Below are 17,743 nucleotides of genomic sequence, written 5' to 3'. Positions count from 1 at the left end.
ATAAGGGCTCACCTTATCTCGCGAACCCGCTACGCCATGCCTGTCTTCGGCACCTTGTCCGCCTCAACGCGACGCACCCTGGGCGTTGCCCTGCTCGCGCTGTGGTGCGGCTGGATCGCCGTGGCCTGGTCCACGCCACGCATGCCGAGCAACGACGTGGCCAGTGCCTGGGCGCAGGTGCAGGCCAGCCTGCCGGCCACGCAGCAGGCGCCGATGTTGATCGGCGTCGCAGGCGCTTGCGCCTGTACCGACCTTGCATCCAATCGCGCCTGGGCCGTGCTCAGCAGCGCGGTGCGTGCGCGTGGCGGCCAGGTGCGCATGCTCGACATGCCAACGCTGCGTGGCAGCGGCTATTCGGTGTGGTTGCTCGGCGCTGACGGCCAACCGCGCTATGCCGGTCCGGCCGACGGCGGTGCCGTGTGCGGCACGGCAGGCGCAGCCGATTGGTCGCGCTGGCTTCCCAACGTGCTGGCGCGCACTGCGAGTGCTGCGGTGGCTTTCCCTTGTCCTTGTGCCGTGGAGTCGCTGTCATGATGGAACTGTCCGCATCGGCATCGCCGACCTCCACCTACGCCACCCGCCTGGCGATCAAGGCCGATCGGCTGTTTCTGTGGCTGGCCGTGCTGCAGAGCAGTGGCTCGCTGGGCCTGGCTTGGTACCAAGGCCAGTGGACCACCTTTCTCGCCGTCACGCTGCCCAGCCTGCTGCTGATGGCCTGGCAGGTGCATGCCAACCCCGGCACGCGCCTGACCCGTATCACCAACGCCTTGGTGCTGATGGCCCTGGTCGCTGCCACCATCCAGCAAGCGCACGGACTGGTAGAGATGCACTTCGGCGTCTTCGTGATCCTGGCGCTGCTGCTCTACTACCGCGACTGGCTGCCAGTGGTGGTCGCCGCCGGTGCCATCGCCGTGCATCACCTGGCGTTCTATTGGCTGCAATCGCGTGGCATGCCGGTGCAGGCGTTCACTGTCGGCAGCGGCTTCGGCATCGTGCTGCTGCATGCCGGTTATGTGATCGTCGAAACCGCCTTTGTCTGCGTCATGGCGATTCAACTACGTCGCCAGGTCGATGCGCTCGACCACGAGGCCGAATCGCTGGTGGAACTGGCCGACACCCTGGCAACCGGCGCCACCTTGCCGCCTGCCATCCTGCAGCAGAGCTTCCGCAGCGGATCGCTGGCGCAGGCGCTGGTGCGCATGAGCGTGCAGGTGGAAGAGCGCATCGCCCAACAACAGCAATTACTGCTGGAAAATCGGCGCATCCGCCTGGCGCTGGATGCATCGGCGATGGCGGTGGCCATCGTCGACGGGCAGGGCGCTGCCATCTACCGCAATCAGTCGTTCCAGCAACTGAGCACCCAGGTCGACACCCACGTGCTGCACACCGCGCTTGCCGATGCCGTGCAGTTGGGGCATGAGGCCGGCACCAGCAGAACGCGTGCGCTCGCTGCGCTGCAGCTACAGGAAAACATCACCCCAGTTCGCGATCACGACGGCGCCTCGCTAGGCGTGGTGGTGGAGTGGCAAGACCGCACCCAGGAACTGGCGCTGGAAGCACAACTGGCCACGGTCATTGCCCATGCCACGCGTGGCGAGCTTGGCGCACGGCTGCAAGGGCACGCCAAGGGCGGCACGCTCGGCCAGCTGGCCGATGGCATCAATCAATTCCTCGCCATCACCGACGACAGCCTGCAGGACATGCGCCGCATGCTGGCGGCGATGTCGCGTGGCGACCTGTCGCAACGCATCGATCGTCATTGCGAAGGCGTGTTCGAGCAGATGAAGCGCGATGCCAACGCCACCGCCGACGAGCTGGCGCGCATCATCACGCAGATCCGCAGCTCCAGCACCGCCATCAATCACGCCGCCGGCCAGATCCTCACCCGCAACGATGCGTTGGAGCAGCAGGTGCAGCGCCAATCGGCCACCCTGGGCCGCACTGCCACCCAGATGCAGGCAGTGCTCGGCACCATGCAGCAGCACACCGCGCAGGCAGCGGATGCGGACAAACTCACCGCCGCCGCATCCGAGGCCGCACGCACTGGCGGCGACACCATGCATCAGGCGATGGGCACCATGCAGCAGATGGAGCAGGCCTCGCGGCGTATCCAGGACATCGTCTCGGTCATCGACGGCCTCGCCTTCCAGACCAATATCCTTGCCTTGAACGCCGCCGTCGAAGCCGCACGCGCTGGCCACGAAGGTCGCGGCTTTGCCGTGGTCGCCAGCGAAGTGCGCGCGCTGGCGCTACGCTCGTCCACCGCCGCCAGCCAGATCAAGACGCTGATCGGCGAATCGGTCATGCATATGCAAGCCGGCGTGCAACAGGTCCGCCACGCAGGCGAAGGCATGCAGCACATCGTCAGCACCATCGGCCAAGTCAGCAGCACGCTCAGCAAGATCGCCGTCGCCTCGCAACAAGAGGCCGGCAGCATTGCGCAGGTGCATCACACCCTCGCCGGCGTGGACACCGACATGCGCGACGGCGTCACCCGTATGCAAGACGCCAGCGCCGCCGCACGCGCCATGGGCGACCATGCCGCGCAGCTGGAAGATGCAGTGAGTGCGTTTGTGGCGGAGACGCGCGATGGCAGCGCTGATGTAGTGCAGAGGCTGCGGGTTGCCTGATCGACGCTTGCGTATTAGTTACGCAGCTCCCGCAGCTTGCCAGTGAACCAGGATTGGCTCGATACCGGCGCAGCGTTGCCGCAACGCACCTGATACGGCGTGCCCGACATGCTGCTCTTGGTGGCGGCAAGCTCAATGAAGGACTCGGTAGACGTCACCAGCCCCTTCTTCTGCAGGTACTCGTACTTGCGCTGCAGGTGTTCGCTGGCTTTCGGCGCCGCGTACCACGACCCATTGCGCGAAAATTCGCAGTTGGATTGCGCAAGGACTTTGAAAAGCTGACCAACCTCACGCGTCGTGGCCGGCGAAACACCTTGCGCCGATGCAGAGGCGCTCAGCAGGAGTGCAATCAGAAAAAATTTAGCGTTCATCAGCCGAATCTTAGCGCAACAGGTCACCATCTCAGCAGGCACGCTGATCGGTCGAAGTGACAGTGGCCGACCTTCCTTTCAAAGCTCGGTCCACTGACGCTAAACAGGCTCAGGGACGTAGCGCAACAGCGTCGAACCCTCAAAGTAATTCCCGTAATACTCGCCCTTCCGCAAACCTGGATTTGCCTCAAAATCGATGTAAGGCTCGGAACAATGCGGGCAGCGAAAGGGATTGAGGTAGGCGTAGCGGGACCCATCCGGTGCCAATGGCAGTGCGTCTTCCAGCGCAGCAAGCGCTTCGGCGTCGGGCTCGGACAGCGCTGCAGGGCTGCCCGGCAGATGGCTATCGACCGTGATGGTGTAACTGCCAGACCCCGAGTAGAAGTATCCCGCGTTGCTAAAGCCTGCGTGATAGGAGCGGATCAGGAACGAACGTTTGCAGTGATCACATTCACAAGAAAGCAGCACGTTGCCACCGGTGACTAATCCGCTGAAGTGCAGGCCCCTGGCAAAAAGTCCCTTGCCTGCAAGTGCGGAACTGCTGACGCTGGCGCCCGGCAGGAAGAACGGCTGAAACCTGATCCCGGATGCTTGGCCATTCGCAAACGCGTCTGGATCGAGCTGCTCGGTCTGCGAAATGACACAGTCTGCCTGGCACCCGAGGTTGGGATGCACGCGAACGGAAAAGTGGAACCACCCCGTCGCAGCACCAAGTTCATGCCGATGCACCGCTCCCGCCGAGTCGACAAATTCCAGGACGCTATTGGCCTTCAACCATGCGGAAGGTTTGATCTCACACGGGACATCGCTCTGGGTAACGCGACACAACTCTTGCCCATCGGCTCGAACGATCAGTAACGGAGCGGCTTTCTTCTTGAAGATGGAGAACATGCTTTCCTTGGCGGTGGTAATGCGTGAGTGGCAGATTGGAGCGCTGAGCGATTGGATACATTTTAAGGCTTCAGCTTTGCTTGCGGCGAGTCAAGGACCATCCCCATGAAAAGAGCAAGCAGACGCCAAAGAGCGTAAACAAAAAAGTGGCAAGCCCGGCCCAGGATGTGCCAAACAGCCAAAGGTCAGAATGACACGCGACCGGATCTCTTGCGATGGAGCCAGAAGTGGCGCAGGGCGAGAGCGTTCTGGTGTGATGCCACCAAGTAAGGGTGCCTGAAACACCGAAGAAGACGAGTAGTACAGCGAATAGCCGAAGAGCGCGATCCGCCACTGATGTCTTTGATGATTTCGGATAGGTGCGCATGTGCAAAGCGGCCTAATACTTGAATTAAGCCGATTCGCGAGGCAGGTTCGGCTTGAATGAATTGTTAGGCGGCACCCCTACTTGCCCCAACGCCAGCTCGGTGGCTCACCCTTGATCCAACATACGGCCACAAGGAGCAGAGCGACGGTCCACGTGTAGATTTGGAAAGCGAGCGGGCGACCGACTGGTGAAAAGATGAAGGCGCCGCCAGCAATGAAGGCGGCTGCAAGGCCATAGGCAAGCCATCCTTGCCAAGCAGTGGGAAGACCCCAGCCCCATCCATAAGTCTTGGCAGGAAACCAATAGTCCTTATTTTTTGCCATGAAAATCTCCTGTGCCGCCTAACGCTTTAATTAAACCGCGCGGCGAAGCGGGTTCGGCTTGAATGGATTGCCAGGCGTCGCCATTAGTCACTGCTCCCGGCGCAGCTAGAGTCCCCGGCATCGCAGCCAGAGAACCCAAGGTCTTGAACCTCCGATGCGCTACCATCGGATGATGGATAAAGCGGGTCAATTGTACTGGACGATGTGGGGCCAAGTGCCTGAGAAGCAGCAAACGCGCCACAAACGACCGCGCCAATGACTGGAACAAGCCAGATGAGGGCAAGTTGTAGTACGCGTTGTGATGGCGAGAGCACCGAAACGCGAAGTACTGCTACCGACGCAATGATATTGCCAAGAGCAAGCACCGCACCCAATAGAAGCATCCACTCCATCGAAACCTCCAAGCCGCCTGGCTATCATTGGGCCGCTTGAGCGCGGTGTAACACGATCCTCGCCGAGGCGTTGACGGCCGTCAATCGCTGCAAGCCTGTGAATCGCACGGCCTTCGCAGCAGTGCGGCTGCCCATTACCAGGTGCCATGCCGCATCTTTGCAGGGACATCGCGTTACGTTCGACGACGTGCGACGTAACGAGGCAAGTCGCTGAGATTTCAAGATGCCGTCATGCGACAACAAGTGAGCCAACAGTAGGTCCAAGCCAACCTAGCCGCCATCTTCGGCGTGCAGATACGACCTGCCCGGCCTTTGCTCCACCCGCTGCTCAAGCATCTCGCGCACGGCATGGGCGGCATCGAAGATGGCTTGTCCCAACGTTGGCAGCGTCTGCACCTCCAGGCACTCCGGTTTGCTCATGGCGATCACGTCGCCGTGGGCGATGAGGATGCGTAGCAGGCGGTCGAGCTGGTCGCGTTGGTCCAGCGTGAGATGCAAGACGACGGCGGGGTGGTCCATCTGTGTCCTCCTCGGCGCGGGGAGCTGTGAGCGCGCACGGTGTGCGACATGCGCGTTGCACTCGATGCGGGCGCGCACGTGCATGCTGCGCGTGTGCGGCACACCGGCTCAGTCGGCGGGTGCCAGGCTGACGACCAACTCGCCATCGCGTAGGCGGATGTGGAGCTTACTGCCGATGGCAAAGCCCAGTTGTTCCAGCCAGCGGCCGCGCAGGCGCAGCGTGGGCACGCGTTGGTCGCTGGCGGGGTAATAGCCGTAGCCGACGGTGCAGTGTTGCGGGGCACGCGGGTGGCCGGGACGCGGTGGGCGGGCTTCGGTGCGGGGTTGGGGGATGGGGGTGCGCTCGACGTAGGGCCGTGGCTTGATCGAGGGGTCGAGCGAGTGCCAGCCGATCTCGCGGGGCGGCGGCACCGTGGCGCGCTTGCGTGCTGATGTGGGACGGGACGTGGGTCGACGCATGGCAAAGCCCTCCTTGACGAACAGGCCCCGTCGCCGGATGGCGACGGGATGTCGGGAGGTTAGAAACCGCTAACAGTCGGCGGGCGTATTTCCCCGAGGGGTGTTGTATTAGCCGCCCTCCCGACGCAGGCATCGCGTCGGTTGCACCCACAAGAAACTGCAGGCACAAAAAACCCACCGGTTTGACGGAGGTGGGTACCGCTGTTAGGGAACCTCTGAACAACGCACCACAGATACGCGACACTACCCGCCTGATGTTGAGGAGTGATCCATGCAACTGACGTTCGGTGACGCTGAGGGCCTGGGCAAGCGCAAGCAGACCCGGCGCGAGATCTTTCTGGCCGAGATGGAGCAGGTGGTTCCGTGGCAGCAACTGCTCGGTCTGATCGCGCCGCACTATCCGGTATCGGGCCGGCCAGGTCGGCAGCCGTACGCACTGGCGACGATGTTGCGGATTCATCTGCTGCAGCAGTGGTATGCGCTGAGCGATCCGGCGATGGAAGAAGCACTGCACGAGATCCCGACCTTGCGGCGGTTTGCCCAGCTCGGTGGCTTGGACAACGTTCCGGACGAGACCACGATTCTCAACTTTCGGCGCCTGCTGGAGACCCATGGCCTTGCCGCGCGGATGCTGGAAGCGGTCAACGCGCATCTGGCGCGCAAGGGCCAGAGCCTGCGGTCGGGCACGATCGTCGATGCGACGCTGATCGCGGCGCCCAGTTCGACCAAGAATGCCGACAACGCGCGCGACCCTGAGATGCATCAGACCAAGAAGGGCAATCAGTGGTATTTCGGGATGAAGGCGCACATCGGCGTGGATGAATTTTCCGGGTTGGTGCACCACGTCCATTGCACAGCCGCCAACGTCGCCGATGTCACGGTGATGCACACGTTGCTGCATGGCAAAGAAGACAGCGTGTTCGGCGATAGCGGCTACACCGGTGCGGACAAACGCGAAGAACTGCAGGCCTGCAAGGCTGCATTCTTCATCGCCGCCAGGCCCTCGACGATGCAAGCCCTCGGCAACAAACGCGAGCGTGCTCGGGAAAGACGTTGGGAACACTTCAAGGCCAGTGTGCGCGCGAAGGTGGAGCATCCATTCCGGGTGATCAAGCGCCAGTTCGGCTACACCAAGGTCCGCTATCGCGGCCTGGCCAAGAACACCGCGCAGGTGCTGACCTTGTTTGCGCTATCGAACCTGTGGATGAAGCGAAAGCAGTTACTGCCGACGATGGGGAACGTGCGCCTGTAACCCGGGCAACACCCTGCAAACGCGCCGGAAACGGCAAAAAAATCGAGGATCTGAGCGCCGTCAGCCTGGTCGATGTGGTTAGGCTCATCCTCCGATGCCGTTGATCAGACCATCCTTAGGGGAGTTTCTACGCTCCTTGCCGAGGAGACTGCTACGCGCTGCGTGACATGTCAACCGGTTGATGCTGGCGCTCTGTATAGCGTTGATAGAAGATCTGTGCGTTAGCGCTTCACTCGGCAAAGTCAGAGCTGGGCATTGGTCAAGAGCGGGTTAGTCAATGCACATTCGCTACACTCCGACAAATGCTCCTCACGCTCTATCCATCAATGTTGCGCCCATCAGTTTCGGGCTCGGTAGCGCAGATGTACCAATTGCACGCGTGACTATGAGCCAGTATTGCAATGTCACGCCGGTCAACAGGAACCCAATGAACAGCAATTTCTCCCGAAGCCTGCTTCCTTTGCTGATGATTGCGATAGCGCTGCCGAGTGCATGCACTCGCACGCCTAGTGAAGCAAGACGGGATGCAGGTACGTCATCTGCTGCCACAGTGCCGCCGCCCCCTCAGAAAAAGGGCAAAAGTACCAACAATGGGGCGGAGGTTGTCTCTGCCAATACCACTCTTCAAGAACTGGAGCGCCGGCTGCTGCGCTTCATCGATAGACTGACAGTGCCAGCGGATCTGGATTACCCACAAATGGAGTCAGCACTTGGGATCAAGCTCGGACCCCCGTCTGATCCGGCATACCCGTGGCGTGAACTGAAAGATGCAGCTCTAGGGAACCTCTGAACAACGCACCACAGATACGCGACACTACCCGCCTCATGTTGAGGAGTGATCCATGCAACTGACGTTCGGTGACGCTGAGGGCCTGGGCAAGCGCAAGCAGACCCGGCGGGAGATCTTTCTGGCCGAGATGGAGCAGGTGGTTCCGTGGCAGCAACTGCTCGGGCTGATCGCGCCGCACTATCCCGTGTCGGGGCGGCCAGGTCGGCAGCCGTACGCACTGGCGACGATGTTGCGGATTCATCTGCTGCAGCAGTGGTATGCGCTGAGCGATCCGGCGATGGAAGAAGCGCTGCACGAGATTCCGACCTTGCGGCGCTTTGCCCAGCTCGGTGGCTTGGACAACGTTCCGGACGAGACCACGATTCTCAACTTTCGCCGCCTGCTGGAGACCCATGGCCTTGCCGCGCGGATGCTGGAAGCGGTCAACGCGCATCTGGCGCGTAAGGGCCAGAGCCTGCGGTCGGGCACGATCGTCGATGCGACGCTGATCGCGGCGCCCAGTTCGACCAAGAATGCCGACAACGCGCGCGACCCTGAGATGCATCAGACCAAGAAGGGCAATCAGTGGTATTTCGGGATGAAGGCGCACATCGGCGTGGATGAATTTTCCGGGTTGGTGCACCACGTCCATTGCACAGCCGCCAACGTCGCCGATGTCACGGTGATGCACACGTTGCTGCATGGCAAAGAAGACAGCGTGTTCGGCGATAGCGGCTACACCGGTGCGGACAAACGCGAAGAACTGCAGGCCTGCAAGGCTGCATTCTTCATCGCCGCCAGGCCCTCGACGATGCAAGCCCTCGGCAACAAACGCGAGCGTGCTCGGGAAAGACGTTGGGAACACTTCAAGGCCAGCGTGCGCGCGAAGGTGGAGCATCCATTCCGGGTGATCAAGCGCCAGTTCGGCTACACCAAGGTCCGCTATCGCGGCCTGGCCAAGAACACCGCGCAGGTGCTGACCTTGTTTGCGCTATCGAACCTGTGGATGAAGCGAAAGCAGTTACTGCCGACGATGGGGAGCGTGCGCCTGTAACCCGGGCAACACCCTGCAAACGCGCCGGAAACGGCAAAAAAATCGAGGATCTGAGCGCCGTCAGCCTGGTCGATGTGGTTAGGCTCATCCTCCGATGCCGTTGATCAGACCATCCCTAGCCGATGGCTATGCACTCTACGCGACACATCGTCCAACGAAAGATGGATTCTCGCGAATAGAGATTGCAGTGACTCTGCCTGACCATAGTGATCCCACGCGCCTGCCTACGTCGACCTGCATCTGGGAAGCAGAAGCACTGTCCAAAGCGCTTGAAGCGATGGGATACACGCGCGGCGGCCAGCGGCCGTTCCAGGGTGGCTGGCTACGCCAGCATTGGCGCGCGATCAATGGCGGGAGTCAGATTTTCTCAGTCTCATTGCTTCTCTATCGAACCAATGAACAAAGCAGTCAAAAAGAATGCGTTTACAGCGTGAAAATCGATGGAGGCAAGCCATGATTCGAGTTGACACGCGTATCGAGCCTTTGCTCGCCCAGATGGCAAAGGACCCTGCGCTTCCTGCTGGTGCCGAGGCGAGCATCCGGCAGACAATTGCCGAATCACCCTATCTGTCGAACCTGTTAGGTGATGCAATTGAGAAAGGCCGAATTGGCGCTATTGCTGTCTCGCACGGACAGAACAACGGGGGTCACTTCCAGGATGGTAAGCACGGCAAGGCAGGCACGCTCAATATCAGTGAAGCGGCGTTTAAAGACTTCGCAGGATCAGAGCGTATCGACTATCTGACCGAGGTCATGGGCCATGAAACGATGCATGGTGTGTTGGCCCAGCATCGTGCCGACGCCCTTGCCGAGTTCGGAAAAAGTATGGGCAATCGAATGCAGGAGGCCTATGAAAATCGGGAGCATCAGGTCGACCTGACGGGCCCTACGCGTAGTTACCTGGATTCGACGCGCGCAGACGAAGCGCTGTCGGAAATCTCAGGGATGCGTGCCCTGCACGATCGAATCAAACATCTGAACCCTCAGATGCCCGACGACGTGGTTGAGCGGGAATTGCTAGACAGGTCTAGGGATGGTCTGATCAACGGCATCGGAGGATGAGCCTAACCACATCGACCAGGCTGACGGCGCTCAGATCCTCGATTTTTTTGCCGTTTCCGGCGCGTTTGCAGGGTGTTGCCCGGGTTACAGGCGCACGTTCCCCATCGTCGGCAGTAACTGCTTTCGCTTCATCCACAGGTTCGATAGCGCAAACAAGGTCAGCACCTGCGCGGTGTTCTTGGCCAGGCCGCGATAGCGGACCTTGGTGTAGCCGAACTGGCGCTTGATCACCCGGAATGGATGCTCCACCTTCGCGCGCACGCTGGCCTTGAAGTGTTCCCAACGTCTTTCCCGAGCACGCTCGCGTTTGTTGCCGAGGGCTTGCATCGTCGAGGGCCTGGCGGCGATGAAGAATGCAGCCTTGCAGGCCTGCAGTTCTTCGCGTTTGTCCGCACCGGTGTAGCCGCTATCGCCGAACACGCTGTCTTCTTTGCCATGCAGCAACGTGTGCATCACCGTGACATCGGCGACGTTGGCGGCTGTGCAATGGACGTGGTGCACCAACCCGGAAAATTCATCCACGCCGATGTGCGCCTTCATCCCGAAATACCACTGATTGCCCTTCTTGGTCTGATGCATCTCAGGGTCGCGCGCGTTGTCGGCATTCTTGGTCGAACTGGGCGCCGCGATCAGCGTCGCATCGACGATCGTGCCCGACCGCAGGCTCTGGCCCTTGCGCGCCAGATGCGCGTTGACCGCTTCCAGCATCCGCGCGGCAAGGCCATGGGTCTCCAGCAGGCGCCGAAAGTTGAGAATCGTGGTCTCGTCCGGAACGTTGTCCAAGCCACCGAGCTGGGCAAACCGCCGCAAGGTCGGGATCTCGTGCAGTGCTTCTTCCATCGCCGGATCGCTCAGCGCATACCACTGCTGCAGCAGATGAATCCGCAACATCGTCGCCAGTGCGTACGGCTGCCGACCTGGCCGGCCCGATACCGGATAGTGCGGCGCGATCAGACCGAGCAGTTGCTGCCACGGAACCACCTGCTCCATCTCGGCCAGAAAGATCTCGCGCCGGGTCTGCTTGCGCTTGCCCAGGCCCTCAGCGTCACCGAACGTCAGTTGCATGGATCACTCCTCAACATCAGGCGGGTAGTGTCGCGTATCTGTGGTGCGTTGTTCAGAGGTTCCCTAGGGATGGTCTGATCAACGGCATCGGAGGATGAGCCTAACCACATCGACCAGGCTGACGGCGCTCAGATCCTCGATTTTTTTGCCGTTTCCGGCGCGTTTGCAGGGTGTTGCCCGGGTTACAGGCGCACGTTCCCCATCGTCGGCAGTAACTGCTTTCGCTTCATCCACAGGTTCGATAGCGCAAACAAGGTCAGCACCTGCGCGGTGTTCTTGGCCAGGCCGCGATAGCGGACCTTGGTGTAGCCGAACTGGCGCTTGATCACCCGGAATGGATGCTCCACCTTCGCGCGCACACTGGCCTTGAAGTGTTCCCAACGTCTTTCCCGAGCACGCTCGCGTTTGTTGCCGAGGGCTTGCATCGTCGAGGGCCTGGCGGCGATGAAGAATGCAGCCTTGCAGGCCTGCAGTTCTTCGCGTTTGTCCGCACCGGTGTAGCCGCTATCGCCGAACACGCTGTCTTCTTTGCCATGCAGCAACGTGTGCATCACCGTGACATCGGCGACGTTGGCGGCTGTGCAATGGACGTGGTGCACCAACCCGGAAAATTCATCCACGCCGATGTGCGCCTTCATCCCGAAATACCACTGATTGCCCTTCTTGGTCTGATGCATCTCAGGGTCGCGCGCGTTGTCGGCATTCTTGGTCGAACTGGGCGCCGCGATCAGCGTCGCATCGACGATCGTGCCCGACCGCAGGCTCTGGCCCTTGCGCGCCAGATGCGCGTTGACCGCTTCCAGCATCCGCGCGGCAAGGCCATGGGTCTCCAGCAGGCGCCGAAAGTTGAGAATCGTGGTCTCGTCCGGAACGTTGTCCAAGCCACCGAGCTGGGCAAACCGCCGCAAGGTCGGGATCTCGTGCAGTGCTTCTTCCATCGCCGGATCGCTCAGCGCATACCACTGCTGCAGCAGATGAATCCGCAACATCGTCGCCAGTGCGTACGGCTGCCGACCTGGCCGGCCCGATACCGGATAGTGCGGCGCGATCAGACCGAGCAGTTGCTGCCACGGAACCACCTGCTCCATCTCGGCCAGAAAGATCTCGCGCCGGGTCTGCTTGCGCTTGCCCAGGCCCTCAGCGTCACCGAACGTCAGTTGCATGGATCACTCCTCAACATCAGGCGGGTAGTGTCGCGTATCTGTGGTGCGTTGTTCAGAGGTTCCCTAGCAACCGCTGCGTGGTGCGGCAACCAAACGGCGCCCCGCAATTCGCAGATGGACTGACCTACGATGCACTCACTAAGCACCCCTTTACCCGCAACGATGCGCTGACCAACTCTGTTGAACAATGCTTTTATGACAGCAGCGGCACGCTAGGCCCATATGGCGACTCCGATTACCGGAATTACTATGGCGTCAATCCGATCAGCCACATCGCACAGAACTACGCGCATCTGGCGCATGATCGGCAGCCTCCAGAAATCCGCATTGATCTAAAGTCGTTGGGGCTGGACCCAAGGCAGCTGGAGCGCAACGGGCTGGAGCTGGGGTCTGCGAAGACGTTCAACATCGTTGACCTGGGCAAGGACGGCTATGGCATGGTCCAGCTCAACGACACTGGCGCACGCGGCATCAGCTCTCCTAACCTTGCGCCACCGATTGAGCCCGGCCGCGCATTGACGCCTGCAGAGGCGGGCCACCCGGACCATGCCATGCATCAGCAGATCCGAAGCAAGGTGGAGCAGTTGGACGCCGAGAATGGCCGCACGTTTGACGCCACCAGTGAACGAATGACAGCCAGTCTGCTGACGCTAGCCAAAGACAATGGGCTAACCCGGGTGGACCACGTACTGCTCAGCGAAAAGACCGAGGATCTTCCTGCTGCACAAACGGTGTTCTTGGTGCAGGGCAGACCGGATGACCCCGCGAAATTGCGTGCGCATATGCCCACCGTCGAAGCAGCCCAACGCCCGGTACAGGAAAGCTTTTCGCAACTGGAATCCGTCAACCAACGCCTTGAACAAGACCGCGCGCGGGAACAATCGTTAGAACAGCAGCGTTCACAGGAACAGCAGCCGCTTGGGCCCACTCCGTCGCTGTGATGCGCAGGCTTAACACCAGAGTTAGGCCGAGCCGCGTAGCCAACAACATGGCAAGCTCTACCTGCTATGTTTGTTGGCGTAACGAAGCGAGTTCGGCTTGAACGAATTGTTAGCCCCCAGCGCGACGGACCAGTGTTGATGGATCTTGTCGATGATGGAACACCGCAATGACAAGAAACTCATCACCGTGAACGCGATAAACCATTGAGAACGGGAACCTGCGAAGCAAGACGCACCGGCAGTTACCCGCAACAGCAGCGAACGTTTCTGGGCTGCATACCGCTGCGGTTACGGTAGCATCCAAGGCCCAAGCAAACTCAAGGCCAAGTCCGGCAGCGCGAGACTCTTACCAGGCCTGCGCCTCAAGAGCCTCAGCCCTGGCTTGAGGCCGAAAGAGGGCACGCATTAGTGATTGCGCTGGAATAGCTCAGCGCGGACCTGATCCCAGGGCACCGCAGTCGCCGGGTCTAAGTCGTGCTCTTGCAACCGAGCTTGCACTGCCTGGAGCTGGGCGGGTGTCAACGCCGCAGACTCTGGACTCTCAGCAGCAATACTGTCCCAAATGTCTTCCACAAGCTGGATATGCTCGGCCGCGGAGAGCTTGAGGAAGTCCGGTCTGGGCTGGCGCATAGTGGGAAATATAGACCAATGCTCTTCTGGGGCTAACGCCTGAACTAAGCCGAGCCGCGAAGCGGCGTCGGCTTGAATGAATTGTCCTGATTAGCCCTGACCCTCAGCCATCAGTCGCAGGATCTGCGCCGCGCTTTGTGGATGCTGCTGTCACCTGAAGCCAACGAGGTAGCGTGATGAGCATCAATGCCGTGCAGTTTCAAGCGGGATTGTCGATGTCCGAGTTCTTCGCGTCCTACGGCACCGAGGCCAAGTGCTATCGCGCGCTCTACAAGTGGCGTTGGCCGCAAGGCTTTCGTTGCCCTGTTTGTGCCGGGCGCGTGCGCTCGCGTTTCAAGCGGAGTGCTGCGATCTACTCCCAATGCAGCGCGTGCCGGCATCAGACCAGCCTGATTGCAGACACGATGTTCGAAGGCGCCAAGCTGCCGCTGCGCACCTGGATGCTGGCGTTGCACCTGCTGACCTCGACCAAAACCAACATAGCCGCACTGGAGCTGATGCATCATCTGGAGGTGAACTACAAGAGCGCCTGGCGGATGAAGCACAAGATCATGCAGGTCATGGCCGAGCGCGAAGCCACGCGGAAATTGGCGGGTTTTGTGCAGATCGACGATACCTATCTCGGCGGCGAGCGTAACAGTGGCAAGGCCGGACGCGGATCAGAGAACAAACAAGCGTTCCTGATTGCGGTGCAGACCGATGCCACCTTCACCGCGCCGCGCTTTGTGGTGATCGAGCCGGTGCGCAGCTTCGACAACACCTCGCTGCAGGACTGGATTGCCCCGTCGTCTGGCGCCCGAATCCGAGGTCTACACCGATGGGCTGGCCTGCTTCCGTCGCCTGGAAGACGCAGGCCACGCGCACACCACGCTGGACACTGGCGGTGGTCGTGCCGCGACCGAAGCGGCCGGTGCGCGTTGGCTCAACGTGGTGCTGGGCAATCTCAAACGCGCCATCAGTGGCGTATATCACGCCATCGCGCAAGGCAAATACGCAAGGCGTTACCTGGGAGAAGCGGCCTATCGTTTTAATCGTCGATTCTGCTTGCGCGACATGCTGCCGCGACTTGCCACGGCCATGATGCAATCCAACCCATGTCCAGAGCCGGTTTTGCGTGCGGCGAGCAATTTTCATCGCTGAAAGTCAGGGCTAATCACATAATTTTTTGATACTATTGTCAAAATAGAAGTTCAAAGTGTATAGCGATGCGAACAATCAAAGAAATTGGAGTGGCGGTTGCTCGCCGGCGGCAGGATCTAAAAATTAAGCAAGGCGTCGTCGCGGAGAAGGCAGGAATTACGCAGGAATGTCTGTCGAGATTTGAACGAGGACGTACTCCCGAACTCGGGTCTCGCAAACTCCTCGCGGTCCTCGCTGTGTTGGATATGGAGCTTGAGCTTCTGCCTAGTTCGACCAATCCGATAGCTGGTGAACTAGGCTCAACTAGGCCTAGTAAAAAGAAAGGCAGGATAATGGACGAAAATTTCGCGAAATACCGACAAGGTGAGTCATATATTGATGATAATCAGGCTGGGGATAATCTCCGATCGGTCAATACGCTAGCTTGTAGAAAGCTGGAGATTCGAGGAGACGATCATGCTTTTCTCCGCGATCAAGTTCCACCGATGATTACCATTGACGACGCGGATATCTCTCTTGTCGATTTGTTCTGTGGAGCGGGGGGAATAACTCTCGGAATTGTGGAGGCTTGCAGATCGCTTGGCAAGACTATAAGAATTCCACTTGCAGTAGATTTCGAGAAAACTGCACATGCAGTTTACAAGGCCAACTTTCCAGCCGCGAATGCCATCGTTGCGGATGTGCGCAACATGTTCAATGACGACCTGGAAGCCAGCGAAATATCGACCATCGAGAGAGAACTGGCCAAAAGAATTGGAAAGGTGGATATTTTGGTAGGTGGCCCGCCTTGCCAGGGCCATTCCGACCTGAATAATTATTCACGCCGAAATGATCCTAAGAACGATCTTTATTTCGTCATGGCAAGAGCAGCAAAAATTCTCAAGCCAAGTGTCATTTTCATAGAAAACGTTCTTGGTGCCAAACATGACAAGGGTGGAGTGGTCGATAAAACAATCAAGGCACTCGCAGCGCTTGGCTATGCCATCGACATGGGTGCGGTCGATCTCATCGAAATCGGGGTGGCCCAACGTCGACGCCGCTTGGTGATCCTGGCAAGCCTCGGCTCTAATCAACCCGATATCAAAAAAGTACTTCAGAAATATGCCTTACCCTCAAGAGGCACTGCGTGGGCAATTAAGGATCTCGAATGTGCAGTGGCCGACTCCCTGGCAAATACCCCATCAACGCCATCCAAAGACAACAAAAAGCGTATTGATCATCTGTTCGACAACGAAGTCGAGGACTTACCTGATTCGCTCCGCCCCCCTTGCCACCAGCACGGCAACCACTCGTACAAAAGTGTTTATGGCAAGCTGAGTTGGAACGAGCCCTCACAGACGATCACAAGTGGGTTTTACAGCATGTGCATGGGGCGCTATGTCCATCCCTCGCAACGACGTACACTCACCGCTCGGGAGGCTGCAAGACTGCAATTCTTTCCTGATTACTTCTCGTTTGAGACGGCTGGATCCAGGACGGCAATAGCGAAACTGATTGGGAACGCTGTTCCTCCAAAATTGTCTTATGTTTTCGCCCACTCTCTGTTCGGGTATTGAAATGGCCAGCAAGTCAAAGAAGAAAAATTCGATAAAAAGAGTAGTAGGTTTATTTGCAGGCATAGGTGGACTAGAACTCGGATTCTCCAGGTCCGGCTATAGAACAGAAGTTTTGTGCGAGATTGACCCCGGTGCCCAACAGGTTCTGCGAGTCCAATTTCCTGGTGTGGATCTCATAGACGATGTTCGAGCTATAGACACTTTGGGCAATTGCGATGTCCTATGTGCTGGATTCCCTTGTCAAGACCTGAGTTCTTCTGGACAGAAGATCGGCATCAATGGTCATCGATCTTCTTTGGTCGATGAAGTATTCCGGATACTTACTACCAGCGAAGCCGAATGGGTCGTCTTAGAAAATGTTCGATTCATGCTTCACCTCAATGGAGGCGAGGCAATGGCGCGCATCGCTGATGGATTCGAGAAACTCGGTTACAACTGGGCATACCGTGTAATCAACTCGCAGGCATTTGGTCTGCCGCAACGACGGCACCGAGTCTACTTTGTAGCATCCAAACACGGCGATCCTCGTTCAGTGCTCCTTTCTGGCGATAGCAAAGAACGACAAGAGAGAAATCTCGAGATGTCGGTCTCCGATCACATCGGCTTTTATTGGACGGAAGGAACATACGCAATGGGCCTGTCCCGCAACGCCATTCCGCCGCTGAAAGCGGGCTCAACAATTGGTATTCCGTCCCCTCCCGCCATTTTTTTTCCGGACGGGCTAGTAGGAACTCCCGAGATCCGAGACGCGGAACGCCTTCAAGGTTTCGAAGCCGATTGGACCAAGCCTGCAGAGGAGGTGGTAAAGGCTTCGGCTCGATGGCGATTATTAGGCAATTCTGTGACCGTGCCTGTTTCGGAATGGCTGGCTACCAAGCTACAGAATCCAGAGCCCTACGATGCCAATAACGACCTCCCGCTAAAGGGCAAGTGGCCATCCGCAGCGTGGTCGGTTAACGGAAAGCGGTTTGAGGCATCCGCTTCGGATTGGCCTGTGGCAACGCGGTTCGTTGGCATCGGAGAATTTCTTGAACATGATGCTAAGCCTCTGTCTCTTCGCGCGGTCACAGGTTTCTTGAATAGAGCTTACAAGGGTAACTTAAATTTCCCACCTGGTTTTTTGGAAGCCCTTAACAAGTTCTCTCTAACGGCTATATAA

General features: G+C 59.1%; 16 protein-coding genes and 3 pseudogenes. 11 read left to right on the top strand and 8 right to left on the bottom strand.

Going from position 1 to position 17,743, the window contains the following annotated elements; all coding sequences use genetic code 11:
- Positions 1-36: 36 nt before the first annotated feature.
- The gene (locus NMB96_RS03865) at positions 37-534 is read left to right on the top strand and encodes a hypothetical protein (protein WP_115037262.1); all 498 of its coding nucleotides are present in this window, start codon (positions 37-39) and stop codon (positions 532-534) included.
- On the top strand, positions 534-2,630 hold the full coding sequence (locus NMB96_RS03860; RefSeq protein ID WP_255086284.1) for a methyl-accepting chemotaxis protein: 2,097 nt from the start codon (positions 534-536) through the stop codon (positions 2,628-2,630). Before NMB96_RS03865 ends, NMB96_RS03860 begins: the two co-directional genes overlap by 1 nt.
- A 14-nt stretch (positions 2,631-2,644) precedes the next feature.
- On the opposite strand, the gene NMB96_RS03855 is transcribed toward NMB96_RS03860, so the two are convergent.
- From NMB96_RS03855 to NMB96_RS03835, 5 genes are all read right to left on the bottom strand, one after another.
- Positions 2,645-3,001: a YfeK family protein gene (locus NMB96_RS03855; RefSeq protein ID WP_255086283.1), complete on the bottom strand. Its 357-nt coding sequence runs from the start codon at positions 2,999-3,001 to the stop codon at positions 2,645-2,647.
- Positions 3,002-3,100: 99 nt separating this feature from the next.
- On the bottom strand, positions 3,101-3,892 hold the full coding sequence (locus NMB96_RS03850; RefSeq protein ID WP_255086282.1) for a hypothetical protein: 792 nt from the start codon (positions 3,890-3,892) through the stop codon (positions 3,101-3,103).
- A 444-nt stretch (positions 3,893-4,336) separates the two neighbouring features.
- Entirely contained in the window at positions 4,337-4,582 is a 246-nt protein-coding gene (locus tag NMB96_RS03845; RefSeq protein WP_084217841.1) for a hypothetical protein, read from the bottom strand.
- Between the two features lie 662 nt (positions 4,583-5,244).
- Complete coding sequence (locus tag NMB96_RS03840; protein ID WP_023903014.1) at positions 5,245-5,493, bottom strand: hypothetical protein; 249 nt, start codon at positions 5,491-5,493, stop codon at positions 5,245-5,247.
- 108 nt (positions 5,494-5,601) lie between these two features.
- The gene (locus NMB96_RS03835; protein WP_255086281.1) at positions 5,602-5,952 is read right to left on the bottom strand and encodes a SymE family type I addiction module toxin; all 351 of its coding nucleotides are present in this window, start codon (positions 5,950-5,952) and stop codon (positions 5,602-5,604) included.
- 271 nt (positions 5,953-6,223) lie between these two features.
- On the opposite strand from NMB96_RS03835, the gene NMB96_RS03830 reads away from it, so the two are divergent.
- From NMB96_RS03830 to NMB96_RS03810, 5 genes and pseudogenes are all read left to right on the top strand, one after another.
- Entirely contained in the window at positions 6,224-7,204 is a 981-nt protein-coding gene (locus tag NMB96_RS03830) for an IS5 family transposase (RefSeq protein ID WP_183086593.1), read from the top strand.
- 427 nt (positions 7,205-7,631) lie between these two features.
- Positions 7,632-7,994 carry a hypothetical protein gene (locus tag NMB96_RS03825; RefSeq protein ID WP_255086280.1) on the top strand — a complete coding sequence of 121 codons (363 nt, stop codon included), beginning with the start codon at positions 7,632-7,634 and terminating at the stop codon, positions 7,992-7,994.
- Positions 7,995-8,046: 52 nt separating this feature from the next.
- The gene (locus tag NMB96_RS03820; protein ID WP_183086603.1) at positions 8,047-9,027 is read left to right on the top strand and encodes an IS5 family transposase; all 981 of its coding nucleotides are present in this window, start codon (positions 8,047-8,049) and stop codon (positions 9,025-9,027) included.
- Positions 9,028-9,121: 94 nt separating this feature from the next.
- Positions 9,122-9,484, top strand: coding sequence for a hypothetical protein (locus tag NMB96_RS03815; protein ID WP_255086278.1), 363 nt, complete (start codon positions 9,122-9,124; stop codon positions 9,482-9,484).
- A pseudogene (locus tag NMB96_RS03810) lies at positions 9,481-10,056 on the top strand (XVIPCD domain-containing protein); the annotation flags it as partial. The gene NMB96_RS03815 and the pseudogene NMB96_RS03810, both read left to right, overlap by 4 nt.
- 117 nt (positions 10,057-10,173) lie before the next feature.
- On the opposite strand, the gene NMB96_RS03805 reads toward NMB96_RS03810, so the two are convergent.
- Entirely contained in the window at positions 10,174-11,154 is a 981-nt protein-coding gene (locus NMB96_RS03805; protein ID WP_183086593.1) for an IS5 family transposase, read from the bottom strand.
- Positions 11,155-11,336: 182 nt separating this feature from the next.
- On the bottom strand, positions 11,337-12,317 hold the full coding sequence (locus tag NMB96_RS03800) for an IS5 family transposase (RefSeq protein ID WP_183086593.1): 981 nt from the start codon (positions 12,315-12,317) through the stop codon (positions 11,337-11,339).
- Positions 12,318-12,382: 65 nt separating this feature from the next.
- Between NMB96_RS03800 and NMB96_RS03795 the strand changes: the two are divergent.
- Positions 12,383-13,258 (top strand): annotated as a pseudogene (locus NMB96_RS03795) (XVIPCD domain-containing protein); the annotation flags it as partial.
- Positions 13,259-13,663: 405 nt separating this feature from the next.
- Here the strand turns inward: NMB96_RS03795 and NMB96_RS23485 are convergent.
- Positions 13,664-13,888, bottom strand: a complete 225-nt coding sequence (locus tag NMB96_RS23485) for an addiction module protein (RefSeq protein ID WP_425520902.1) — start codon at positions 13,886-13,888, stop codon at positions 13,664-13,666.
- 176 nt (positions 13,889-14,064) lie between these two features.
- Between NMB96_RS23485 and NMB96_RS03790 the strand changes: the two are divergent.
- The 3 genes and pseudogenes from NMB96_RS03790 (at position 14,065) to NMB96_RS03780 (ending at position 17,743) form a co-directional block, all read left to right on the top strand.
- A pseudogene (locus NMB96_RS03790) lies at positions 14,065-15,028 on the top strand (IS1595 family transposase).
- 65 nt (positions 15,029-15,093) lie between these two features.
- On the top strand, positions 15,094-16,584 hold the full coding sequence (locus tag NMB96_RS03785; RefSeq protein ID WP_255086277.1) for a DNA cytosine methyltransferase: 1,491 nt from the start codon (positions 15,094-15,096) through the stop codon (positions 16,582-16,584).
- Positions 16,553-17,743 carry a DNA cytosine methyltransferase gene (locus NMB96_RS03780; protein ID WP_255086276.1) on the top strand — a complete coding sequence of 397 codons (1,191 nt, stop codon included), beginning with the start codon at positions 16,553-16,555 and terminating at the stop codon, positions 17,741-17,743. Before NMB96_RS03785 ends, NMB96_RS03780 begins: the two co-directional genes overlap by 32 nt.

The sequence above is a fragment of the Xanthomonas hortorum genome, from assembly GCF_024339125.1.
GTDB lineage: Bacteria > Pseudomonadota > Gammaproteobacteria > Xanthomonadales > Xanthomonadaceae > Xanthomonas > Xanthomonas hortorum.
The sequence above is the reverse complement of the archived record's forward strand: the minus strand, read 5'-3'. Positions and strand labels throughout refer to the sequence as shown.